Annotated in this window: 13 protein-coding genes and 1 rRNA gene; 6 read left to right on the forward strand and 8 right to left on the reverse strand. The window is 61.0% G+C overall.

The genetic code is table 11. The features are described 5' to 3' along the window. Together ABTW55_RS11550 and fes are read right to left on the reverse strand one after the other, a co-directional pair. Window positions 1-207 carry an MbtH family protein gene (locus tag ABTW55_RS11550; RefSeq protein ID WP_033655150.1) on the reverse strand — a complete coding sequence of 69 codons (207 nt, stop codon included), beginning with the start codon at window positions 205-207 and terminating at the stop codon, window positions 1-3. Next, the gene (gene fes, locus ABTW55_RS11555) at window positions 182-1,555 is read right to left on the reverse strand and encodes an enterochelin esterase (RefSeq protein WP_072265060.1); all 1,374 of its coding nucleotides are present in this window, start codon (window positions 1,553-1,555) and stop codon (window positions 182-184) included. Before fes ends, ABTW55_RS11550 begins: the two co-directional genes overlap by 26 nt. Before the next feature lie 284 nt (window positions 1,556-1,839). On the opposite strand from fes, the gene ABTW55_RS11560 reads away from it, so the two are divergent. Further along, a complete protein-coding gene (locus tag ABTW55_RS11560; RefSeq protein ID WP_041037534.1) occupies window positions 1,840-4,116 on the forward strand; it encodes a TonB-dependent siderophore receptor in 2,277 nt (758 codons plus the stop codon). Between the two features lie 58 nt (window positions 4,117-4,174). On the opposite strand, the gene ABTW55_RS11565 is transcribed toward ABTW55_RS11560, so the two are convergent. The 3 genes from ABTW55_RS11565 to ABTW55_RS11575 all read right to left on the reverse strand — a co-directional run bounded on the left by ABTW55_RS11565 (window position 4,175) and on the right by ABTW55_RS11575 (window position 10,536). After that, window positions 4,175-5,407 (reverse strand): YncE family protein, encoded by a 1,233-nt coding sequence (locus ABTW55_RS11565; RefSeq protein ID WP_033636746.1) that lies wholly within the window; start codon window positions 5,405-5,407, stop codon window positions 4,175-4,177. Window positions 5,408-5,454: 47 nt separating this feature from the next. Then, complete coding sequence (locus ABTW55_RS11570; RefSeq protein WP_060423878.1) at window positions 5,455-8,364, reverse strand: condensation domain-containing protein; 2,910 nt, start codon at window positions 8,362-8,364, stop codon at window positions 5,455-5,457. A 78-nt stretch (window positions 8,365-8,442) separates the two neighbouring features. Next, window positions 8,443-10,536 carry a TonB-dependent receptor gene (locus ABTW55_RS11575; RefSeq protein ID WP_060423875.1) on the reverse strand — a complete coding sequence of 698 codons (2,094 nt, stop codon included), beginning with the start codon at window positions 10,534-10,536 and terminating at the stop codon, window positions 8,443-8,445. A gap of 534 nt (window positions 10,537-11,070) precedes the next feature. Between ABTW55_RS11575 and ABTW55_RS11580 the strand changes: the two genes are divergently transcribed. Both ABTW55_RS11580 and ABTW55_RS11585 read left to right on the forward strand, forming a co-directional pair. After that, window positions 11,071-12,681, forward strand: a complete 1,611-nt coding sequence (locus tag ABTW55_RS11580) for a condensation domain-containing protein (protein WP_060423873.1) — start codon at window positions 11,071-11,073, stop codon at window positions 12,679-12,681. A gap of 64 nt (window positions 12,682-12,745) precedes the next feature. Then, the gene (locus ABTW55_RS11585; protein ID WP_060423870.1) at window positions 12,746-15,841 is read left to right on the forward strand and encodes an amino acid adenylation domain-containing protein; all 3,096 of its coding nucleotides are present in this window, start codon (window positions 12,746-12,748) and stop codon (window positions 15,839-15,841) included. 42 nt (window positions 15,842-15,883) lie between these two features. On the opposite strand, the gene ABTW55_RS11590 is transcribed toward ABTW55_RS11585, so the two are convergent. Next, window positions 15,884-17,227: a condensation domain-containing protein gene (locus tag ABTW55_RS11590; RefSeq protein WP_033655144.1), complete on the reverse strand. Its 1,344-nt coding sequence runs from the start codon at window positions 17,225-17,227 to the stop codon at window positions 15,884-15,886. A gap of 274 nt (window positions 17,228-17,501) precedes the next feature. Beyond that, the gene (gltP, locus tag ABTW55_RS11595) at window positions 17,502-18,818 is read right to left on the reverse strand and encodes a glutamate/aspartate:proton symporter GltP (RefSeq protein WP_015376334.1); all 1,317 of its coding nucleotides are present in this window, start codon (window positions 18,816-18,818) and stop codon (window positions 17,502-17,504) included. Between the two features lie 901 nt (window positions 18,819-19,719). On the opposite strand from gltP, the gene acs reads away from it, so the two are divergent. The 3 genes from acs (at window position 19,720) to actP (ending at window position 23,730) form a co-directional block, all read left to right on the forward strand. After that, entirely contained in the window at window positions 19,720-21,678 is a 1,959-nt protein-coding gene (gene acs / locus ABTW55_RS11600) for an acetate--CoA ligase (RefSeq protein WP_033649947.1), read from the forward strand. Between the two features lie 91 nt (window positions 21,679-21,769). Beyond that, the gene (locus tag ABTW55_RS11605) at window positions 21,770-22,081 is read left to right on the forward strand and encodes a DUF485 domain-containing protein (RefSeq protein WP_004930047.1); all 312 of its coding nucleotides are present in this window, start codon (window positions 21,770-21,772) and stop codon (window positions 22,079-22,081) included. Continuing rightward, entirely contained in the window at window positions 22,078-23,730 is a 1,653-nt protein-coding gene (actP, locus tag ABTW55_RS11610; protein ID WP_041037522.1) for a cation/acetate symporter ActP, read from the forward strand. The genes ABTW55_RS11605 and actP overlap by 4 nt, the downstream gene beginning before the upstream one ends. Window positions 23,731-23,896: 166 nt before the next feature. Here the strand turns inward: actP and rrf are convergent. Then, a 5S ribosomal RNA gene (gene rrf, locus ABTW55_RS11615) occupies window positions 23,897-24,012 on the reverse strand. Window positions 24,013-24,017: the final 5 nt, after the last annotated feature.

The following is a 24,017-nucleotide window of genomic DNA, read 5'->3' on the forward strand; positions in this document are numbered from 1 at the left end:
TCACGCCTTGCTTGCTGCGACCGGCAGAATGTCTTGCCAATGCTGTTCCAGCCACTCGGTGCACGCGGTGCGCGCCGCCGGGCCGAAGACTATCGTCCAATCGGACGGAATGGCGCGGAAATCCGGCCACAAACTGTATTGTTGTTGTACGTTGCGCAGCACCAGGCTGCGCTGCTGTGGATCATCGAACGGATTCAGGCTTTCCATCATGTGTTCCTCGTGCCGTCGCCGATGCCGGGTAAGCGGTGGCGAAAGCGGAGGCCCAGACCGCCTGCAGCCCGTCGGTCAGGCCGCTGCGCCAACACAGCGCGTCGTGCCCGCCTTCCACCACCCGGTAGTGCACCCGATGGCCGGCGTCGCTCAGGCGCGCTGCCATTTCGCCGCTGACCCGGTGCACCAGCTTTTCCTGCGAACCGGCTTCCATAAATACCTTCAGCGCGCCGTGGTTGCCCAAGCCGTGCCGTTCTACCTGCTGCATCAGCCAGCAGGCGTCGTCGGGAATGCTCGGCAGCTGCAGCATGTCGCGCCGCGGCCACCAGTAGGAACCGGACTGGGTGATCACCGCACCGAAACGCTGCGGCCAGCGCAGCCCGGCATACAGGGAGGCCAGGCCGCCAAAGCTTTGCCCCGCCACCACCGTATCGGCCGGTTTGTCGCTGTGCGGCGCCCAGTCGGCCAGCTGCGGCATCAGTTCTTCCTGCACCGCCAGCCAGAAATCGTCCTTGCAAGTTAATTCTCGCGCCCGGTGCGGCAGATCGATGATGTCGATCAACACATACACCGCTTCCGGCAACGCTCCCTCGCGGGTCAGCTGCATCAGCGGCTCCCAGACCGGCATCTGCTTCGCCCAGAACTGACCGTCAAGCAGGATAGCCAACGGACGCTCGGCCGGCTTGCTGTCGCCGGTGGTGTAGATCCAGACGTCGCGGCTGTTGCCCAGGCGCTCGCTCTGCCAGGTATGGCGCTGCAAACGCGCCGGCAGCGGCGGCGTGCAGCGCCCGCTGGCGATCTCATACTCGTCGAACGAACGCCATACCGGCTGCGGCGGCGCATCCGGCATGTGCAGGCCGGAGACGCTGTGGCCGCTGGCGCTTTGCCAGGAGCGATACGGGTTGAGCAGATCGGGGGTGGCGCTGGCGAACACCTGGTGCCACCAGTGGCGCAGGTTGTGCATGTTGGCGTGCGCATCGTCGCCGCTGAACGCCGGCGGCCGCTCGTCAAAGCAGGGAATAAAGCAGTAGCTGCCGCGCCAGGCGCCGCTCAGCTCGGTCTGCCAGTACCACACGTCGGTGCCGGCCAGACGCTGCAGGCTTTGCGGCGGATTCGGCTGGTGATGGTCGGTCAGGCAGTTGATGTTGATCCACACGCGGCGGTAGGCGGAGGTCAATTCGCATCCCTGAGGATCGCGCCAGAAAAAGGTGGTTCGCCAGCGGCCATTACCCGCCGGTTCTACCCATGGCGTACCGCGCCGTGCCACCGTCAACCACCACCCTGGACTGCCAGCATTGCTGCTGGCCAATAATCTGCTGCTTTCTGACTGTAGTTCTGTATTCACAACGCCTACCCATTTTGTAGTTGGCGGCACCGGGAACGTCGACTTTTCCCTATCGCCGGCCACCGCCCGAACGCACTGTACGCCAAATACTATTGATAATAATTTGCATTTGCAATAGTGTGTAAGGCTTGGAGATCGTGCTGGTATTGCGCGCAACGGACAGGGATCGGGGATATATCAATGGCATCCCTTGCCGCAGCCGATTTTCTATTTCCGACTACACAAAAACTACAACCGCCCTTCCCCCCGTTCGGCGAGGGATGGCAGCAAGGTAGGACACTCAGATGAAAAGCAAGCTATCACGTTATTCTTTAGCCACTCTTATCGGCTTGGGATTGGGCGCGTCCGCGTTCGCCAACGCCGCGCAGCAGACCGACACCCCCACCACGGAAGAAAACAGCGGCGCAGCGGATAAAAAGCCGCGCGGCGAAGACACCATCGTCGTGACCGCCGCCCGGCAGAACCTGCAGGCGCCTGGGGTGTCCACCATCACCGCCGATGAGATCAAGAAACGCCCGCCGGCGCGCGACATCAGCGAACTGATCCGCACCATGCCCGGGGTTAACCTGACCGGCAACTCCACCAGCGGCCAGCGCGGCAACAACCGCCAGATCGATATCCGCGGCATGGGCCCGGAAAACACCCTGATTCTGATCGACGGCAAACCGGCCTCCAGCCGCAACTCGGTGCGTCAGGGCTGGCGCGGCGAGCGCGACTCGCGCGGCGATACCGCCTGGGTGCCGCCGGAAATGATCGAGCGCATCGAAGTGCTGCGCGGCCCTGCCGCGGCGCGCTACGGCAACGGCGCCGCGGGCGGCGTGGTCAACATCATCACCAAGAAGGCCGGCGATGCGCTGCACGGCTCGCTGAACGGCTACTTCAACGTGCCGCAGCACAAGCAGGAAGGCGCCACCAAACGCACCGACTTCAGCCTGTCCGGCCCGTTGAGCGATTCCCTGAGCTTCCGTCTGTTCGGCGGCTACAGCAAAACGCAGGCCGACGCCTGGGATATTAACCAAGGCCATCAATCCGAGCGCACCGGCAGCTATTCCAATACTTTACCTGCCGGACGTGAAGGTGTGGTCGATAAAAATATCGACGCCCTGCTGCACTGGGACTTCGCTCATCTGCAGTCATTGGAGTTCGAGTACGCCTATGGCCGCCAGGGCAACCTGTACGCCGGCGATACCCAGAACACCAACACCAACGCCCTGGTGCAAAGCAACTACGGCAAAGAGACCAACCGCATCTACCGTGAAACCTTCGGCCTGACCCACCGCGGCGCCTGGGACAACGGCGTGAGCACCAACAACTACGTGCAGTTTGAGCGCACCCGCAACACCCGCCTGAACGAAGGATTGGCCGGCGGCACCGAAGGCATCTTCGACACCAATAACACCGGCTTCGGCACCATCAAGCTGGACGACTTCCTGGCGCACAGCGAAGTCAGCGTGCCGTTTGAGCTGGGCGTCGCCCAGACCGCCACGCTGGGCACCGAGTGGTCTCAGCAACGGATGAAAGACGGCACCTCCACCAGCCAGTCTCTCACCGAAGGTGGAGTGATCCCAGGAGTGGACAGCACTAACCGTAGTCCTTATTCCTCCGCACATATCTTCTCGCTGTTCGCCGAAGACAATATCGAGCTGACCGACACCACCATGCTGACGCCGGGCCTGCGCTACGATCTGCACTCCGAATCCGGCAACAACTGGAGCCCGGCGCTGAACCTGTCGCAGGAACTGGGCGACTACTTCACGCTTAAGATGGGTATCGCACGCTCCTACAAAGCGCCCAATCTGTTCCAGAACAACGGTAACTATATCCTGTACAGCCGTGGTCAAGGTTGTGCAGCCAGTGCTGGTGCTTGCTATCTGATGGGCAACGACGATTTGAAAGCGGAAACCAGCGTTAACAAAGAGATCGGGCTGGAGTTCCATAACGACGGCTGGCTGGCCGGCGTGACCTACTTCCGCAACGATTACCGCAACAAAATTGAGGCTGGCTACGCGCCAATTTCCTCAAACAGTCTTAAAACCGATATCTATCAGTGGGAAAACGTGCCGAAGGCGGTGGTGCAGGGGCTGGAAGGCTCGCTGAACGTGCCGGTCAGCGAGACCGTCACCTGGAGCAACAACGCCACCTACATGATCGAGAACAAGAACAAGACCACCGGCGATTACCTGTCAGTGATCCCGAAATTCACCGTCAACTCGACCCTCAGTTGGCAGGCCACGCAGGATCTGTCGATGCAGTCCACCCTGACCTGGTACGGCCGCCAGAAGCCGAAGAAGTATAACTATAAAGGAGAGAGCGCTGTCGGCTCAGAAGCCCGCGAGGTCAGCCCTTACGCCATCGTCGGCGCCAGCGCGACTTATGACTTGACCAAAAACGTCAGCCTCACCGCCGGCATCGACAACCTGTTCGACAAACGCCAGTTCCGCGCCGGTAATGCACAAACTGTCGGTAACGCGAAAACCAACTCCTACATGTATGGCGCAGGCGCAGCCACCTATAACGAATCGGGCCGCACCTACTACATGAGCATCAACACCCACTTCTGACGACATGACCCAATGACAAAGGGGCGCCGTGGCGCCCCTTTTTTATATTTATATTCAGTTAGTTGGTGTGCAGCTGAATACGCACCACGCTTTCCGGCTTACCGGCCTTGGTGGAAGCGCCGTCGTTTTTCACCGTCACGAACAGCGCGTCGCCTTTCGGATCCAACGCCAGACTGTTAGGGTGCGGCGGCAGGTCTACGGTTTGCAGGCGCTTGAGCGTCTTGGCGTCGAACACCGTCAGCGTCCCGGCGCCGTGATCCACGCGCACGCCTTTGCGGTTGGCGACGTACAGCCGCTGGCTGCGCTCGTCGAGCAGCAGGCCGATCGGCACCTCATCCGTCAGCTCGCTGGCCAGTACCTTGCCGCTGTCCGCATCCAGCGCGAATACCCGGTGGCCGCTGCTGCGCTTCACGTAGTCGTGCCCCAGATGATGATTGCGGTAGTTATCGCGATCGATACCCTGATCGACACCCAGCAGACGATTACTCGCCGGATCATACACCAGATTCAGCAGCTGATCGGCCTGCACTTCGTGGGTGGCGGTGATCGCCAGCGTGTCGGCGTTCAGGGTGATCACCTGCCCCTGCATGTTGGAGACGAATACCCGGCGGCCCTTCTCATCCAATGTGATACCCACCGCGTTGTAGCCGAAGCCCGGGATCACTTTCTCCAGCTTGCCGGCCTTGGTATCGACCACGTATAGCACGCTGTCGACGCCGAAGCCCAGCCCCGGCAGGAACAAGCGGCCGCTTTGCGCGTCATACTTGATCTCGCGAATGCGGTACAGGTAGTCCTCGGTGATTTTGAACTTCTTCAACTCCGCCAGCAGGAAGTCCAGGCGCTTGCCGCTGATGCCCGCCTGCTTGTAGGCCTGCTCCAGCACCGCTTTGTCCAGCAGCTTGATGCTGCCCAGCGCGTGGTTGGTGGTGGTGTCCACCACCCCGACTTCGCCGTTGAAGCCCTGAGTCAGGTACAGGCGATTGCCCGCATCGTTCAGCGCCACGCCGAAGCCTTTCACCTGCAGCGGGATCTCCGCCTTGATCGCCAGGGTGTTGGGATCCAGCCGCAGCACACGGGAGCGCGCCTCTTCCTTCCAGTCCGGCGCGCTGACGAACAACGCCTGTTGCGAGGTGCTGTAGGCCATCTCCACCACCGCCGACGACAGCGCCTCGCGCTTGATGTCCTGCGGTTTGATGCCAGCATCGTCGGCCTGCGCAGCGCCGGCGACCACCAGAGAGGCCGCCACCAGCAGCGACAGTAACGCGCGCGGGGTTGCTAGGGTTCCAGACATCCTTTTATCTCCTTGAAAATCATGCTTTCGGTTAGAGTGAAACAACGTCATGCCTGCGGCCCGGGCGGCAGCGCCGCCAGAGCGATATCGCCAGCGATGTGCTGCGCAAACTGGGTAAAGACGTGCTGAACGCCGTCGGCGATTAGATTGGCCTGCTCCCGGCTGTAGTGATCCTGGCGGTAGGTCATCATCACCCGCAGGGATTTCTTCCCGGCCAGATCGTCTTCCATCACCTCAAACTGCAGGCCGAGCAGCGACTCGGCTTTTTCCGGCTCCACCTGGCGGTAGGCGATCGCGCTGCCGTCCTGCAGCCGGAACTCGCCGTTCAGCTTGATGCGGCTGTGGATCTGGATGAACACTTCGAACATGTGGTTCTTGCGGTCGGCGTCCACACCGAACAACCCTTCCTCCACCAGATCGATCGGAATATCGGTGTACGGCAGCGAGCCGTTGATGGTGTTTTTCACCTGGCTGATCAACCCGGCCACCGTCAGCCCCTCGTCGAAGCGCACGCGGTGCACCACCACGGTGGTGAAGTAGCCGACGGTATCGAAGAACTCGGCGTCGTTACGGCCGGAGGTCGAGGTGCCCACCAACAGATCCGCCGGGCCGCCAAGCAGGCGCAGCGCCGAGGTAATCCCGGCATACACCACGTTGAACAGCGAAGCGTTGTTGCGGCGGGCGAGCTGATACAGGCCTTCCGCCACGGCGGGATCGACCTCGAACTCCAGCCAGCCGCCGTTGACGTCTGCCGGTGCCGGCACCGCCGGGTGGGTGGATGGCTCTTGCCGGAAGATCGGTTGGCCGACCGGCGCGCCGCGCAGCGCATCGAGCCAGTAGTCCAGATGTTGCTGCTGCACCCCGGAGGCCCGCTGCTGCCGGGCGAAGGCGTGGAACTGCGGCGGCTGCCCGCTCCACTGCGGCGCCTGGCCGACGACGCGATGGCGGTAGGCGACGCCCAATTCATCCATCATCAGGTTGAGCGACCATTCATCCAGCACCACATGGTGGAACAGCAGCGACAGCAGCTGCTGACCGTTGTCCGCATCGCGCAGCAGCGTGACGCGCAGCGGCAGCTCGGCGGCCAGATCGAACCGGTGCTGGCCGGCGTCGGCCAACAGGGCGGCGGCGTTGCCCGCCGGCGTCTCGTGGGAGAAGCGGAACCACTGGTACTCCGGCAGCTCGGCGGCCGGCACCACCACCTGCACCACCGCGCCCTGCTGCTCGACGAAGCGTGAACGCAGCACTGTATGGCGAGTCATGACGTCGATAAACGCCTGACGCAGCGCCGTTTCATCCACCGCATCGAAGAAGCGCAGAGAGAACGGCAGGTTGAAAATTTCGTCATGGCCGAAGGCTTCATACACCTTCCACAGCGATTCCTGCGCCAGCGACAGCGGTGCCTGCGCCCGATCATGATCGTCGGCGGTGGCCACCGCGGCATTCGTCTGCGCAACGTTCAGGCGTTTGGCATAGCCCGCCAACCCGAGCGCCGTCGGATGGCTGAACAGATCGTTAATGTTGATTTCGATCTGATGCAGGCTCAGCAAACGGCCGATCACCCGGGTGGCCACCAGCGAATGGCCGCCGCGATCGAAGAAGTCTTCATCCAGGGTCATTTCCGGCGCCACCAGGGCCTCACGGAACTCCTGCAAAATCAGCGGTGCAACGCTTTCGTCCGCGTCGCCGTTCGCCGCCGGCGCGGCCATCGCCGGGGAAACGGACTCAGCCGCCGGCAATGCGACGGCAATCCGCTGCCCGGCCAGGAAGGCGCTGAACTGCTCCAGCAGGAAAGGCGCCACATGCGGAGAGAGGCGCGGATCGGTGACCAGCTCGAGCGTCAGCGCTTCCGCCTCCGGCAACCCCAGCAGCAGCGCCAGCTCAAACGGCGTATGCAGCGGCGGCAGCAACAGGCGTTCGGCGTGAACGCCTTCCAGCCGCCACTCTGCGGCCAGATCGTCGCGCCAGGCCACCAGCAGCTGCGCCCGTTGCGGATCCGGCTGTTCAGCCACGGTTTGCGCCAGCAGCCGCTGCCCGGCGTCGCCCTCGCCATGCTGTACGGTCAGGCGCATCAGCGGCGGCGCCGTCAGGCCCAGCTCCAGGCCGACGCACTCCGCCGTATCCGCTGCCGGCACGCACAGCTGCACCGCTTGCCCGCCGGCCTGCGCGGCGACGAACTCGGCAAACCGCGCCGCCACCGCCGCCAGCAGGGCCCGCGGCGTGTCGTTGGCGGGCAACAGCGAGCGCGCAATGCGCGTGACCACGCGCGCGCCCACCGGCGGTAAGGCTTCAGCGCGCTGCGCCGGGCTGCGATAATCCTGCAGTGAGACCGCCTGGCGCACCCACGGCAGCTGCGGCTCCGGAGTTTCCGCCAGCTCGACCGGCTCCGCCGCGAAAGGCAGAGGCATCGCGTCCCCGTTATAACGGGCGGACAGCATCGCCGGCAGATGACGCCACGGCAGCGTTTCCGCCAGGATGTCATGCAAGACCACGCCCAAAATCACGTTATCGCCCGGCGTGAGCAACAGCAGGCAGCGCAGCGGCGCTTCGCTTTCCAGTACAAACGGCGTTGCCTGCGCTTGCAGCAGGCGACAAATGGCCTGTTGTTCGTCCGCCACCTGACGAAGGCTCACCGGCAACGGTGCCGAGCCGGCGGGGCGTTTCACCAGGCCGTTTTCGTCATCAAAAACGTAGCGCACGTCCACGCCCGGCGTTTCCCGCACCAGCGCCTGCAGCGCCGCCGTCAATTGGGCGATATCCACATCCCCCGTCAAACGCCAGGCCAACGCCCGCTGCCCGCGTGCGTCACCCTGCTGCAGATGGGCAAACCATACCCGTTCTTCGGCTTCGCTTACCGGCCGCTCGCCGCTCGCCGACGCCGCGCCCAGCGCCTGAAACGCGCTCTCCAGCCGCTGGGCCTCTTCATCGCTCAGAATGCTGTCAAAATCACCGATCACTGCGTTATCTCCTCTGCCCGGCCGTGCCGGGATAGCGCATAAAACGGGGGACATTCGTCCCCCGTCATCGCGATAGCGTTAGAAATTCAGCTCAACCGCCGCGCCGACCATGCGCGGGCGCTGCTGCGTCGCGGTGTAGATGTCGTTGCCACCAACCATAATGCGGCGCTCGGAGTCGAACAGGTTTTGCGCAAACAGCGTGGCGCGCCCATAGGCGAAGGTGTAGGCCAGTTGGGCGTTAGCCGACCAGTAGGAACCTATGCGCCCGCGCGAATCGTTGTCATACGCCGAGTAATAGGAGTCCGAGAACGCCACGTTAGTGCTCACTTCCCACCCTTTCAGGAACTGATATTTGGCGCCCATGTTGGCGGTGTAAGCCGGCGCGCGTCCCAATTCATGCCCTTCCACGCCGCTGCCCGAGAACTTTTTGATCTTGGTTTTCAGCAGACCAACGTTACCGAACAGCTCGAAGTCCCAACGCGGCTGCCAAGTGGCGCCGATTTCCGCGCCGTAGGTTTCCACCTTGTCGGCGTTACGGATCACGCTGGAGTTTTCACCCAAGTAATAAGGCAGCTGCATGTCTTTGTAATCGTTGTAGAACACGTTGCTGGTCAGCACCACGTTGGCGTCTTTCAGATGATGACGGGTGTACAGCTCATAGTTCCAGACATACTCGGAACCGTAGGTGTAACTGACGATCGGGCTGCTGAGAGTAATGCCCGCGCCGCCGGCGTTATAACCGCGCGCGATCTTGGCACCGTAGGTTTGAGTGTCCGTCGGTTTCCAGGCCACGTCCAACTTCGGCAGGAACACGGTGTAGGTTTCATCGAAGTCGATGCGCACCGCCTGGCTGCCACCGTTGCGTTGGCGATGTTCGCGTTCCAGACGGCTGGCGGCAGTCACGTCCACCTGCGGCGTCAGCGCATAGGTCAACTCAGCGAACGCCGAATGGGTATCGGTTTTATCCTTGAAGGTCGATCCGCCGAAGATATTGACGAACTCATCCTGCTTGGCGTGAAAATAACGCAGCCCCGCCAGCCCGTGCAGGCGACTGTCCGCGCCGCCGAAGCGCACCACCGGCTCCACGTGCACCTCTTTGCCACCGATGTCGGCGTACGGCAGCTTATAAGCCGTGGCACGGTTAATGTTGAAATCGGTATAGATAACGCGGTTTTCCAACGCCAGGCCATCGGAGGCCTCCCAGGCCAGATCCCAGATACCGCTGTTCACATTGCTTTTGAACACCGGCCGGCGGATGTCGTGACGCGCACTCGCAGGATGCGGTTGCGGGTTGAGGCTTTCGTTTTGCGGCGCGGAGCTGCCGAAGTGGTTAAAGGTCAGTTTGGTGGTCAGATCGCGCAAACCGGCCGGATTGAACAGCAGCTTGGCGCGGGCAGTGGTGGCTTCCACTTCTCGCGGATCGCCCACTGGCTCATAGGCCGGCAGGTCAGCATCGCTGCGGCGGCGCTGGCGATCGACGCTGACGCGAAACGCCAGCTGATCTTCCACCAGCGGGCCGGACGCCATGGCCGCCAACTGTGAAGAGTGCTGATTGCCAGCCCCGCCCTTGAAGGCGCTTTCCCATTCGAAGGTCGGATCTTTACTGGCCATGACGATGGCACCGGCGATGGCGTTACGCCCCTGAATATAACTTTGTGGGCCGCGGAACACTTCGACGCGATCCAGATCCCACAGCGATTGCGGTCCGTAGGCTTGTTCGTTATAGGTTAGCGAACGGCCGTCCAACGACAGATTGAGGCGTGGGCGGGTGCCGCTGAGGAAAGCGCCAGCACCGGTGGTCGGGCCGGAGCCGTCAACGCCACGCACGGTTGGCAGATCGTTGCCGATGCCGACATCCACTACGTTGGGGGTCATGCGCAGCAAATCGGGAACCTGTGTCGCATTAGGCATCGAGGCGATGCGGTTGCTGTCGAACACTTCGACGCTGGAGCCAGTGTCAAAAATGGAACGTTTGATCTTCTCACCGGTAACCAGCAGCGTTTCCGCGTCCTGGTAGGTTTCGTTGCTCTTGGTTTCCGCCGCGTTGACGTTACCGATCGCCAGTGAACAAACCCCTAAAAATACGGAGGAAAACGCCCCAATGGCTTTCATCCCCGCTTTTTCCCCGTTTCCTACGCTTTCATGTCGTTGAGCCGCAAAATGCTTGCCCATAGATGTCTTCTCCTTTCATCCCAGAGGTGCACAAAATTTGATTTTTTTTACACAACCTACATCGACACTCACACAGACCATGACGCTGCGGCCTTCCCGGCCTTGCTGTTGCTTATCCCTGCGGCAAACCCATGTTTTTCGCGGCCAAACGAGCGCGGCCCCGTCCACGGCCAAGCCGCCGGCGAAGCGGCCGGCAGCTTGTATAAAAACGTAAAAGAGTGTTAAGAATGATAATATTTTGCATTTTCTAATGCAAATCATTATCAACAAAGATGAGAAGCCGAGCACGGAAACAGCCAGAAATCCTTATACTTTTGCAGGTAAAACAAGCGCTGCAATAACAAGCAATCATTTCAATGCTAAGAATAATATAGATAAATCATTCACCTCCAAAGCCCTACCTGCCCGGCATCGCTAAAACCCCTTATAAATAGCACCTTCGCGCCAAATGGATTAAATAATAATAATTTTCATTCCTATTAACATTTAGATATATTCTTGCAGTCTCGTTGGCTGAATCAAAATGGATACCCGATGAAAGCTTTGACCACGATGCAGGCCGCCTATTGGGTAGGCCGACAGTCCGCTCCTCCCCTCGGCGGCATGGCCGCCCACCTGTATGCGGAATTCGACGGCGGCGAGCTGGATCTCGCCCGACTACGCCAGGCCGTTGATGCGCTGTACCTGCATCATCCGCTGTTGCGCCTGCGCATTACCGATGATGGCCGGCAGACGATCGCGCCTCCCGGCCCCCGGCACACCTTGCATCTCGACGACTGGCGGCACGCCGATACAGCGACGCTGGCAGCCGCGCTCGCCGCCAAACGCCAGGCAAAAAGTACCCAGCTGCTGCCGCTGGAACAGGGCGTGCCCTGCGATATCAGCCTGAGCCTGTTGCCGGAAGGGCGCAGCCGCCTGCATGTCGATCTCGATATGATCGCCGGCGATGCCATGAGCTTTCGCCTGTTGATGGAAGATCTGACGGCGTTTTATCACCAGTGCCCACCGGCCCCCTCCCATGACGCGCCGCCGGCCTACTTCGATCACCTCGAACAACGCGACGCCGACGAAGCGCTGCGCCAGCGGCGCGAACGCGGCCAGCGTTGGTGGCGTGAGCGCCTGGCGCAGGTGCCACCGGCGCCGCGCCTGCTGCGCACGCCGGACCGCTGCCGCAGCGATCGCCTGGCCATACAGCTGAATGCGGAAGAAAGCCGCGCGCTGGAGAGCGCCGCCAAACGGCACCACACCTCCCTCTCGACGCTGTTTTTAGCGCTGTTCGCGCTGGCCGTCGGCCAGGGTTGGAACATGACGCGCTTTCGGCTCAACGTGCCGCTGTTCCACCGCGAGAGCGAACGGGAGGACGCGCATCGCCTCATCGGCGATTTCTCTAACCTGGTGCTGCTCGGCGTGGAACTGAACCCGACGGAAAATCTGAGCGCTTTCTGCCGGCGCCTGATGACGCAGCTGGCGGAGCTGATCGAGCATGCGGATTACCCCGGCGTGAGCGTGATGCGCGATCTGTCGCGCCTGCACGGCAGCCTGCAGCCTTCGCCGGTGGTGTTTACCGCCGGTTTTGGCATCCGCGGCAAGACGCTGTTTTCCGAACGGGTCACCGACACCTTCGGCCATCTCGGCTGGGTCATCTCTCAGGGGCCGCAGGTGGCGCTGGATGCGCAGGTCGCCCACGTCGACGACGGCATTCTGATCAACTGGGACGTGCGGCTGGATGCGTTCCCCGAGCAGGTGCTGCCACGCCTGCTGGCCTGTTACCGGGCGCTGCTGCACTTGGCCGCGCGGCAAACGGAGGCGTTCGATCGCCCGCTGTCGCAGCTGTTGGCGCAATGCACGCCCGACGCGCTGGCGCAGCAGGCGCCGGTGCGCCAGGTGCTGCATCGGCTGCTGGCGCGGGTGGCCCCCGGGGCCGGCTTGCGCGACCACGACGATATCCGCCGGTTGGCCTTGCCGGATGCCGGGGTGAACGCGCTGCTGACGGTGCTCAACAAGTATCTGGCGGCGGCGCTGACGGCGCAGGATCTGGCGGCGCATTCCTCCCCTGCGGCGCTGGCGGCGCTGATCTGCCAACGCTCGCCCGAGGCAGGACGGCATGCGAAAACGCTGCTCGCCGCGCTGGCGCCGCAGCACTGAGATCGGTTTCCGGGCGCGCGGCGCCCGGCTCGTTTTAATCGGTTAGCGACTATAGGGAAGTACCATGGAGACAGCATTAACCGCACTGCAGCAGGCCTATCTTCTGGGCCGCAGCGATCGATGGCCGCTCGGCGGCGTGGCGATGCACGACTTTCGCGAATACCGCGCCCGGCAGCCGGATATGCCGCGCTTTGAAGCGCGCCTGACCGAGCTGGTACAGCACTACCCGGCGTTGCGCACCTGCATCGATGTGCAGCGCGGCACGCAGCACGTACGCCCGGAGGTGACGCTGCATCTGGATCGTCACGATCTGCGCGCCCTTGATGGCGAAGCGGCGCAGCGCCAGGTCGAACAACTGCGCGAGCGTTACTCCCACCAGCGCCACGATCCGAGCCAACCGCTGTGGCGCATCGCCGTGATCCAACTTGCCGAACAGCAGGATCCGACGGGATCGCCGTACGATACGCTGATCTTTACCAGTTTCGATGCCTTGATCCTCGACGGCCAAGGGATCTCCACCGTGATCGCACGCCTGTTCGACGATCGCCCTCTGACGCCGACCGCCGCCGCGCTGCCGCTCCCCACCGCATCGGCGGCGCAGCGCCAGGCCGACGCCGCCTACTGGCGCGAAAAGCTGCAGGATGTCACCACGCCGTCGGCGTTGCCGTGGCGCGCCCCGCTCGCCAATCTCACCTCATCGCGCTATCGCCGCGCCAGCCTGACGCTGCCGCGCGATACGATAAAACGGCTTGGCCGTCTGGGATCGCCGCATGCGCTGCTGCGCAACAGCCTGCTGTCGGCGCTGATCCTAGATACGCTGGCCCACTGGACCACCGACGGCGAGCTGTGCGTCGGCGTGCCGGTAGCGTTCCCCGCCGCCGACGGCGCTCTGGGCAACGCCTCCAGCTTCGTGGCGGTGCGCTATTCCCGCCACGGCGAAGACTTTATCCAACGCGCGCAAGCCTTACAGGACGACGTGCTCGGCGCGCTCGACCACCTGACGTTTTCCGGCGTCGATCTGGCGCGGCAGTTGCTCGGCCAAAGCCAGGGCGGCCCGGCGCTGCCGGTGATCCTGACCAACTGCCTGGGCTGGGAAACGCTGCCGGCCGAGGCGCCGGTGCGCTTCCACGACGGCCTGACCCAAACGCCGCAGGTCGCCATCGACATTCGCCTGACGCTGGACAGCGAAAAAAACCTGCAGCTGTGCGTGGACTACGCCGAGCAGGCGCTGCACGGCGAGCAGGTAGAAGCCATGCTGGCGGCACTGCAGCGACGCATCCTGCACAGCTGCCAACGGGCCGACCTGGCGATCGCGCCGCGGGACTTCATCGATCTGACGCATTACCGCCACAACGACAGCGAAGCGAATTACGCACCTTATCCTTATTTGGCGCAGCTGGCCGAGCGGCTGTTCGGCGTACAAAACGGCGGCAACGCGCTGATCTGCGGCGAACAGACGCTGACCTACCGCGAACTGGGCCAGCGGATCGCCACGGCGATCGCCAACCTGCAGAGCCGCGGCGTGCAGCCGGGCAACGTGGTGGCGCTGTATCTGCCGCGCAGCCCGGAACAGATCATCTTCAGCCTCGCCTGCGCCCTGCAGGGCGTGATCTGGGTGCCTGTCGATATCAACTCGCCGCCGGAGCGCACCGCCTACCTGCTGGAAAACTGCCGGCCGACGCTAGTGGTGCACGGCGGCGATCTGGAGACACCGATCGGCGTAACGCCGGCGACCCTGCTGACGCCGACGGATCGCGCGCCTGCGCTGCCGGATGAACAGACGTTGGCGGAACGCAGCGCCAGCCAGGCCGCGAGCTACTACCTGTATACCTCCGGCACCACCGGTAAACCCAAATGCGTGGTGCTCAACAACCGCGCCACCGCCAACGTCGTCCACCAGACTCAGCAACGCTGGGCGGTCACTGCCGACGACGTCTTCATTTCCGTCACGCCGCCGCACCATGACATGTCGATGTTCGATCTGTTCGGTTCGCTGTGCGCCGGCGCCACGCTGGTACTGCCGGCGCCGCATCAGGAAAAGGACGCCATCAGCTGGAACCAGCTGGTGGAAAAGCACCGGGTCACCCTGTGGTGTTCGGTGCCCGCCATTCTGGAGATGCTGCTCACCTGCAAAACGGCCGACAGCCTGCGTTCGCTGCGCCTGGTGGCGCAAGGCGGCGACTACATCAAGCCGGCGACGGTGCAAACCCTGCGCACCCTGCGCCCGGATCTCGCGCTGTTCTCGCTCGGCGGGCCGACCGAAACCACCATCTGGAGCATCTGGCACCCGATCGCCCCGCAGGAGAGCGGCACCGTGCCTTACGGCCGCCCGCTGCCGGCCAACCGCTACTTCATCTGCGATGACGACGGCAGCCACTGCCCGGCCGGCGTGGTCGGCCGCATTCATACCGCCGGGGTCAACCTGGCGTTGGGCTATCTGGAGCAGGGGGAGCTGAAGCAGCATGACTTCGTCACCCTCGAAGGGCCGGACGGGCAACCGCTGCGCGCTTTCCGCACCGGCGATCAGGGCTACTACCGTGCGGACGGCAACATCATGTTCGCCACCCGGGTGAACGGCTATGTGAAGATCCGCGGCGTGCGCGTCTCGTTGCCGGAAATCGAAGATGTGCTGCGCCGCCATCCGGCGATCCTGGATATGGTGGTGGTGGACTATCCCAGTGGAGAGAACAACGAAGCGGCGCTCGGCGCCCTGTATCTGACCCGCGACGGCAAACCGCTGCCGCTGTCCGAGATCCGCGCCTTCGCCACCGGCTATCTGCCCTGCACCCATATTCCCACGCGCTTTATCCATGCCGAGGCGCTGCCGCTGTCCGCCAACGGCAAAACCGACCGCCATCGCATCCGCGCCGATCTGAGCGACCAGCAAACCGCGCCGGCGCTGAACGCCTGTGCGGCGCCGCCGCCGAACGCGCCTTTGGCGCGCAGCGCAGAGATCCTGACTATTTACTGGCAGGCGATCGGCGTAACGCCACGCCCGGAATGGGGGGAAGAGACGGCGTTTATCACCATGGGGCTGAAGTTGCCGCATATCAAACAGGTGGCGGAGCGCCTCAATGACGCTTTCGGCACCCGGCTGGTAAGCAGTTCGCTCCTGCCATGCAAGAACGCGCGCGAAGTGGCGGCATTGCTGGCCAATTGATGCCATAAAACTCGGGCGGGGACATCCCCCGCCCGCACTTTATCAGGCAGGCAACGCCGTCAGAGCCGCCAGCGGTTGTTCCCAGGCTTCCCGCTGCAGCGCGCGCAACAGAAACTCTTGCAGCGCCTCGCCATAGTCCAGCACATCCTCCGTCGGGAACTGTTCCAGATAAATATCGATATCGACCTGCAGATCGCGGGCGTCGGTGCGGCCGCGATAAGTCAGATTAAAACCGTCGCCCGAACCGCCGGCCAATACGCGGCGGGTGCCGCTGCAGCCGGTAAACCGGGGCGCATCGAAGGGTTGCACGTTGATGAAAGGAGAAATAAAGAAGCGCGAGTCTGGCTCCACGCCGCGATCGGCGGCCAGTTGACGCAGGCGGTAGCCGGCGTGGCTGCGCAGCTCCCGCAGTTGCTGCGCCATCGTCATCAGAAAATCTCCCAGCGTCGCCGACGGGGGTGGCGACACCAGCAGCGGCAGCGTGTTGACCGCCAGCGAAGGCACGTTGGTGGCAGCCTGCCCGCGGCGATTCATCGCCGGCATCCACATCGGCAGCGTATCGCCTTGTCGGGTGTCGCGCGGCATCACCTGAAACAGCCAGGCCGCCGACAGCGCCACCAGCAAGTCGGGCCAATTGATGCCGCTGCGTTCCGCCAGCTGTGCCAGCCGTTGCGATACCGCCGCCGGCAGCCGGTGGTGGGTGCTTAGACGCCGCACGCCATAGGCCTCACCGCCCTTGCGCACCGTCGGCAGCGCCTGCGACGGCGGCAGATAGCTCTGCCAAAAGCGCCGATCGCGCTCGCATCGCTCAGAATCAGCGTAGGCCAGCTCGGCCTGTTGAAAGGCGTCAAAGGCGCCAAAGGGAATACCCGCGCTGCCTTCACCCAGATAGTGCGCATATAACGCGGCGCAGCGGTGTTCAATCAAGGCCATGCCGAAGCCATCAACCAGAATATGGTGCGCACGCACGTACCAGAGGTAGCGCTCCGGCCCCAGCTTGAGCAGCCAGGCGGCGGCTAGCGGCTCGCTGTGCAGCGCCCGGCGCTGCGCGATATCTTCGCGCATCAGGCTTTGCGCCGCCTGCCAGGGATCGCCGTGCGTTTGCAGATCGATGCGTTGTAATGGCGGTATGCGTTGTGGATCGTGCCGTAACGGCGGAGGAGCGTCGCCACGCCGCTCACCAAAGCGCAGGGCAAACGCCTGCGTCTCGGCGAGGGTAGTGGCGATCGCCCGGCAGAGCGTCTCTTCCTCTACCGCGCCGCACAGTTCGGTGCAGTGTGCGACGGTGGACAGGGTCTGCCCGGGGTGCAAGGTGTGTTCTTCCCAGAAATCAAGCTGCGCTGGCGCCAGCGGCAACCATTCAGAGGCCAAAGCGGTGTCCGACATGTTACCTACCTTTGATAAGCCCGAATAAAGACGCCGAACGGGCGTAACCCCGCCGTTCAACGGCTTTTGCGTGTCTCCATACATCATCAAATGAAAATGATAATAACATCTATTATCATTTCTATTAATTTGGTAACACTTTAGATTCTGTTAAGCGGGGATGCAAGTCGCGCAATAGGGCAAAGAAAAGAAAGCGGCAGATTGAAGGGCCATAAAAACAAAACGCCCCGGCACAACTGCCCGGGGCGTTTTTAACATCGACGAGACTCGGCGATTAGGCCTGATTGGCCGGCTTCACCTTCTGCGCCAGAAACTCCGTTTCGTAGGCCAGCGCCTTCTTGCGATCGAACTGGTGCTCCCATTTGGCGATCACCAATACCGCCAACGCGTTACCCACGACGTTCAGCGCGGTGCGCGCCATATCCAGGATACGGTCCACGCCGGCGATGAACGCCAGGCCTTCCAGCGGAATGCCGACGCTGCCCAGCGTGGCCAGCAGCACCACGAACGAGACGCCCGGCACGCCGGCGATCCCTTTCGAGGTGACCATCAGCGTCAGCACCAGCACGATCTCCTGCCCCAACGACAGCTCGATGCCGTACAGCTGGGCGATAAAGATGGCGGCGATGCTCTGGTACAGCGTCGAGCCATCCAGGTTAAAGGAGTAGCCGGTCGGCACCACGAAGCTGGTGATCGACTTGGGCGCGCCGTAAGCCTCCATCTTTTCGATGATGCGCGGCAGCACCGTTTCCGAACTGGCGGTGGAATAAGCCAGGATCAGTTCGTCTTTCAGGATGCGGATCAGCGTCCAGATGCGCAGGTTGCACAGCCGGGCGACCGCCCCCAGCACCACCAGGGCGAAGAACGCGATGGCGAAGTACACCAGCACCACCAGCTTGGCCAGCGGCAGCAGCGAAGCGAAACCGAAGTTGGCTACCGTGACCGCAATCAGGCCAAACACCCCGATCGGCGCATAGCGCATGATCATGTGGGTGACTTTGAACATGCTTTCGGACACCGCCTTGAACACCTTCAGCAGCGGCTCTTTAGTCTCTTTCGGCAACGACGACAGCCCCAGACCGAACAGCACCGAGAAGAAGATAATCGGCAACATGTCGCCCTTGGCCATCGACGAGAAGACGTTCGACGGGATCAGCGACAGAATGGTCGCCACCAGGCTGTGCGAACCGCTTTGCACCTGTTCGGTGGTTTTCTCATACTGCGAAATGTCCACCGTGGTCAGCGTCGACATATCGATGCCGTGGCCGGGTTGGAATACGTTGGCCAACGTCAACCCCACCACGATGGCAACGGTGGTGATCACTTCGAAGTAGATAATGGTTTTCAATCCGATGCGGCCCAGCTTTTTCGCATCGCCCACGCCGGCAATACCGACAATCAGCGTGGAAATAACGATCGGCACCACAATCATCTTGATCAGACGAATAAAGATATCGCCCGCCGGGCTGAGAATATTACTGACCAGCCACTCACGAGATTCGGTCTGGTTGTGCAATACCGCGCCAACAATAATACCCAGCACCAACGCGATCAGGATTTGCCAAGCCAGGCTAATTTTTACACTTTTCATACCCAAAAAGTCCTCAAAGACCCTTTTCGCCGTACAAAGTCGCAACACGGCGAAAAGAATACTTAATCATTTATTACAGGCTTATGTTAATTCAGTGGAAGCGTTCACCTGCCCTGGGTGCGACGCAGTATAAATCTGTATCATCCGGGCGGCATGCTCTGCAAGCCTTGATTTGTCAGGGTTGAGCGCTGAATCGAATAACAAAAATTTCGCGTTACTATATCAAACAGCATAATTGCTTGTTATTAAAAACATAATTTTTCATACAATGAAGCATACAAGCACGCCGGAGACGATTTTTTGAACGCCATTAAAATGCGTTATTTTTCACCCATTCTGCATATTTAATCCGCATAAAATGTTTATATTTTGTTACTTAAAAATCAAACAAATGAGAATTGACCGAGTGACACTTTCGGCCATAAATGCAGCGCCACTTTATATTCAGATTAAAAAACGAACGATATTGCAGAGCGAATGCCATAAGGTATCATCCGACCTTTCATCAGGAATTAAGGTTAATAAAACGTTATTTCACGATATGTCGTCCATCGTTATATGGTGTTAATACCAACTTCGAATATTAATAGCGAAAAATAATCCAAAAAGATTTATAGCGAGAAATAATTATGACCCTGCGCGTATCTATTAATATCGAGGCAGTTCCCCCCCGTCTTTGTTTATTCTTTTTTGTTCTTTATATAAGTGTTTTTGGTTAAAAATGCGGGTTTATGGGGATTTAAGCACCAAAGAGATAGATATGCCCTGCAAATGCGACAGAACGATTACAAATCAATATCTTTGTTGCGTGATCTGCCGCGCAAAAAAGAAACAAAGAATCGTAGCAAACTATACTTAACCTTCAGTTGACATATCATTAACAACTTCAAGGAGAAAAGCTATGAGCCAACTGCATAAACACGCTATTCCTTCTGCAATTGCAGAACGCGCCCTGATTAATCCGGCACAATACCAAGAGTATTATCAACAGTCGGTTCAAGACCCAGAGGCTTTCTGGGGTGAGCATGGCAAAATCCTGGATTGGATCAAACCCTATACCAAAGTTAAAAATACCTCGTTCGATCCGGGCCACGTCAGCATTCGCTGGTTTGAAGACGGCACGTTGAACCTGGCGGCCAACTGTCTGGATCGCCATTTGGCCGAGCGCGGCGACCAAACCGCCATTATCTGGGAAGGCGATGACCCGACCCAATCCAAAAAAGTGACTTACAAACAGTTGCACCATGACGTCTGCCAGTTCGCCAACGTGCTGAAAAAGCTCGGCGTGAAAAAGGGCGACGTGGTGGCTATCTATATGCCGATGGTGCCGGAAGCGGCGGTCGCGATGCTGGCCTGTGCGCGCATCGGCGCCGTACATTCGGTGATCTTCGGCGGCTTCTCGCCGGAAGCGGTCGCCGGGCGCATTATCGACTCCAACGCCAAGCTGGTGATCACTGCCGATGAAGGCCTGCGCGCCGGCCGCGCCGTGCCGCTGAAAAAGAACGTCGATGATGCGCTGAAAAATCCCAGCGTGGTCAGCGTCACCAACGTGGTGGTGTTCCAACGCACCGGGAAACCGGGCTACTGGCAGGAAGGGCGCGATCTGTGGTGGCATGAGCTGATCCAGGGCGTCTCCGCCGACTGCCCGCCGGAAGAAGTGAACGCCGAAGATCCGCTGTTTATCCTGTACACCTCAGGCTCGACCGGCAAACCGAAAGGCGTGCTGCACACCACAGGCGGCTACCTGGTGTACGCCGCGATGACCTTTAAATATGTGTTTGACTACCACGACGGCGACATTTACTGGTGCACCGCCGACGTGGGCTGGGTTACCGGCCACAGCTATCTGCTGTACGGCCCGCTGGCCTGCGGCGCCACCACGCTGATGTTCGAAGGCGTGCCTAACTATCCGGGCGTCAATCGCCTGTCGCAGGTGATCGACAAGCACCAGGTCAACATTCTGTATACCGCGCCAACCGCCATTCGCGCCCTGATGGCCGAAGGCGACAAGGCGATCGAAGGCACCCGACGCGATTCGCTGCGCATCATGGGCTCGGTCGGCGAGCCGATCAACCCGGAAGCCTGGGAGTGGTACTACAACAAGATAGGCAACGCAAAGTGCCCGATCGTCGACACCTGGTGGCAAACCGAAACCGGCGGCTTCATGATTACCCCGCTGCCGGGCGCCACCGAGCTGAAGGCCGGTTCCGCCACGCGGCCGTTCTTCGGCGTACAGCCGGCGCTGGTCGATAACGTCGGCACACCGCAGGAAGGCGCCTGCGAAGGCAACCTGGTGATCGTCGACTCCTGGCCGGGCCAGGCACGCACCCTGTTCGGCGATCATGACCGCTTCGAGCAAACCTACTTCTCGACCTTCAAAGGCATGTACTTCAGCGGTGACGGCGCCCGTCGCGACGAGGACGGTTACTACTGGATCACCGGCCGCGTCGACGACGTGCTGAACGTCTCCGGCCACCGTCTGGGCACCGCCGAGATCGAGTCTGCGCTGGTATCGCACCCGAAAATCGCCGAAGCCGCGGTGGTCGGCATTCCTCATAACATCAAAGGCCAGGCGATCTACGCCTACATCACGCTGAACCACGGCGAAGAACCGACGCCGGAGCTCTATACCGAAGTGCGCAACTGGGTGCGCAAAGAGATAGGGCCGATCGCCACGCCGGACGTGCTGCACTGGACAGATTCGCTGCCCAAGACGCGCTCCGGCAAGATCATGCGGCGTATCCTGCGCAAAATTGCCGCCGGCGACACCAGCAACCTGGGGGACACCTCCACGCTGGCGGATCCGGCCGTAGTCGACAAGCTGTTGGAAGAAAAACAATCAATGAAAGTGCCGTCATAATTTACGCCGCTTCAGGCCGTTCATTCGGATAACGCGCCGTTGAGCGGCCCTGGCGCGGCGTAATCTCTCAATACCGACTGGAGACACTCTGATGAATGACACCATTTATCAAGGGATTGAAGAAAACCCGCGCTTTAAAGAGCTGGTGAGAAAACGCGGCCGGTTCGCCTGGCTGCTTTCGCTGATTACGCTGGCGCTGTACGTCGGCTTTATTCTGTTGATCGCCTTCGATCCGCAATGGCTCGGCACGCCGATCGCCGCCGGATCGACCATCACCCGCGGGATCCCGGTCGGCGTCGGGCTGATCGTGATCTCTTTCGTCTTGACCGGGATCTACGTGTTTCGCGCCAACGGCGAGTTCGATCGCCTCACCGCAGAAATTCTGCGTGAGGTGAAACAATGAAGCGCTTATTCTCTGCCACCGCGCTGCTGTTGCTGCCCGGTCTGGCCTGCGCCGAAGCCATCGGCGGCGAAGTGCATCGTCAGCCGCTGAACATCCAGGCGATCGTGATGTTTATCCTGTTTGTCGGCGCCACGCTCTACATCACCTATTGGGCGTCCAAACGCACCCGTTCCCGTCAGGATTACTACACCGCGGGCGGGCGCATCACCGGCCTGCAAAACGGGCTGGCGATCGCCGGCGACTTCATGTCTGCCGCCTCGTTTCTCGGCATCTCCGCCCTGGTCTACACCTCGGGCTATGACGGCCTGATCTATTCCATCGGCTTCCTCATCGGCTGGCCGATCATTCTGTTCCTGATCGCGGAGCGCCTGCGCAACCTCGGCCGCTATACCTTTGCCGATGTCGCCTCTTACCGCCTAAAACAGAAACCGATCCGTACCCTGTCGGCCTGCGGCTCTTTGGTGGTGGTGGCGCTGTATCTGATCGCGCAGATGGTCGGCGCCGGCAAGCTGATCCAGCTGCTGTTCGGGCTCAACTACCACGTGGCGGTGATCCTGGTCGGTATCCTGATGGTGCTGTACGTGCTGTTCGGCGGCATGCTGGCCACCACCTGGGTGCAAATCATCAAGGCGGTGCTGCTGCTGTCCGGCGCCAGCTTTATGGCGCTGATGGTGATGAAGTCGGTTAACTTCGACTTCAACACCCTGTTCGCCGAAGCGGTGAAGGTGCATCCGAAAGGCATCGCCATCATGAGCCCAGGCGGCCTGGTGTCCGATCCGGTTTCCGCGCTGTCGCTCGGCCTGGCGCTGATGTTCGGCACCGCCGGTCTGCCGCACATCCTGATGCGCTTCTTCACCGTGAGTGACGCCAAGGAAGCGCGCAAGAGCGTGTTCTACGCCACCGGTTTTATCGGTTATTTCTATATCCTGACCTTTATCATCGGCTTCGGCGCCATCTTGTTGGTCAGCGCCAATCCGGCGTTCAAAGACGCCACCGGCGCGCTGCTGGGCGGCACCAACATGGCGGCGGTGCACCTGGCCAATGCCGTTGGCGGCAACTTCTTCCTCGGCTTTATCTCGGCGGTGGCCTTCGCCACCATTCTGGCGGTCGTTGCAGGCCTGACGCTGGCCGGCGCCTCGGCCGTTTCCCACGATCTGTACGCCAGCGTGATGAAAAACGGCAAGGCAACCGAGCGCGACGAACTGAGAGTATCCAAGATCACCGTTGTGGTGCTAGGCATTGTCGCCATTGCCCTGGGGATTTTGTTCGAGAAGCAGAACATCGCCTTTATGGTCGGGTTGGCGTTCTCCATCGCCGCCAGCTGTAACTTCCCTATCATCATCCTGTCGATGTACTGGTCGCGTTTGACTACCCGCGGCGCGATGATTGGCGGCTGGTTGGGCCTGTTGACGGCGGTGATTCTGATGATCCTCGGCCCGACGATCTGGGTGCAGATCCTCGGCCATGAAAAACCGATTTACCCTTATGAATATCCGGCGCTGTTCTCGATGATTGTCGCCTTTGTCGGTACCTGGCTATTCTCGATCACCGACAGCTCGCTGGCCGGGCAGCAAGAGCGGGAACGCTTCCGGGCTCAGTTTGTCCGTTCGCAAACCGGGCTGGGCATCTCTCAGGGCAGCTCGCATTAACCGAATAATAAGTGAAAAAAGCAAACATACCCTAATCAAAGGCCCTTCGGGGCCTTTTCTCTGGCTGTTTTGTCGGAGAAACAGCGCAGCATAGCTGCGCTTTTTTGCGTTTTACGCATAGCAAAAAGCCCTGAACGTCAGTTCAGGGCTTTCGGCTTGGTTTGATGCCTGGCAGTGTCCTACTCTCGCATGGGGAGACCCCACACTACCATCGGCGCTACGGCGTTTCACTTCTGAGTTCGGCATGGGGTCAGGTGGGACCACCGCGCTATTGCCGCCAGGCAAAT

Source organism: Serratia sp. SM04 (assembly GCF_040280225.1).
Classification (GTDB): Bacteria; Pseudomonadota; Gammaproteobacteria; order Enterobacterales; family Enterobacteriaceae; genus Serratia; species Serratia sarumanii.

What these genes read in the sequence shown, in the direction of transcription:
- gltP (WP_015376334.1), bottom strand. Translation starts at nt 18,818, where the DNA reads ATGAAAAGTGTAAAAATTAGCCTGGCTTGGCAAATCCTGATCGCGTTG.
- ABTW55_RS11590 (WP_033655144.1), bottom strand. Translation starts at nt 17,227, where the DNA reads ATGTCGGACACCGCTTTGGCCTCTGAATGGTTGCCGCTGGCGCCAGCG.
- acs (WP_033649947.1), top strand. Translation starts at nt 19,720, where the DNA reads ATGAGCCAACTGCATAAACACGCTATTCCTTCTGCAATTGCAGAACGC.
- ABTW55_RS11605 (WP_004930047.1), top strand. Translation starts at nt 21,770, where the DNA reads ATGAATGACACCATTTATCAAGGGATTGAAGAAAACCCGCGCTTTAAA.
- ABTW55_RS11565 (WP_033636746.1), bottom strand. Translation starts at nt 5,407, where the DNA reads ATGTCTGGAACCCTAGCAACCCCGCGCGCGTTACTGTCGCTGCTGGTG.
- actP (WP_041037522.1), top strand. Translation starts at nt 22,078, where the DNA reads ATGAAGCGCTTATTCTCTGCCACCGCGCTGCTGTTGCTGCCCGGTCTG.
- ABTW55_RS11575 (WP_060423875.1), bottom strand. Translation starts at nt 10,536, where the DNA reads ATGGGCAAGCATTTTGCGGCTCAACGACATGAAAGCGTAGGAAACGGG.
- ABTW55_RS11550 (WP_033655150.1), bottom strand. Translation starts at nt 207, where the DNA reads ATGGAAAGCCTGAATCCGTTCGATGATCCACAGCAGCGCAGCCTGGTG.
- ABTW55_RS11560 (WP_041037534.1), top strand. Translation starts at nt 1,840, where the DNA reads ATGAAAAGCAAGCTATCACGTTATTCTTTAGCCACTCTTATCGGCTTG.
- ABTW55_RS11585 (WP_060423870.1), top strand. Translation starts at nt 12,746, where the DNA reads ATGGAGACAGCATTAACCGCACTGCAGCAGGCCTATCTTCTGGGCCGC.
- ABTW55_RS11580 (WP_060423873.1), top strand. Translation starts at nt 11,071, where the DNA reads ATGAAAGCTTTGACCACGATGCAGGCCGCCTATTGGGTAGGCCGACAG.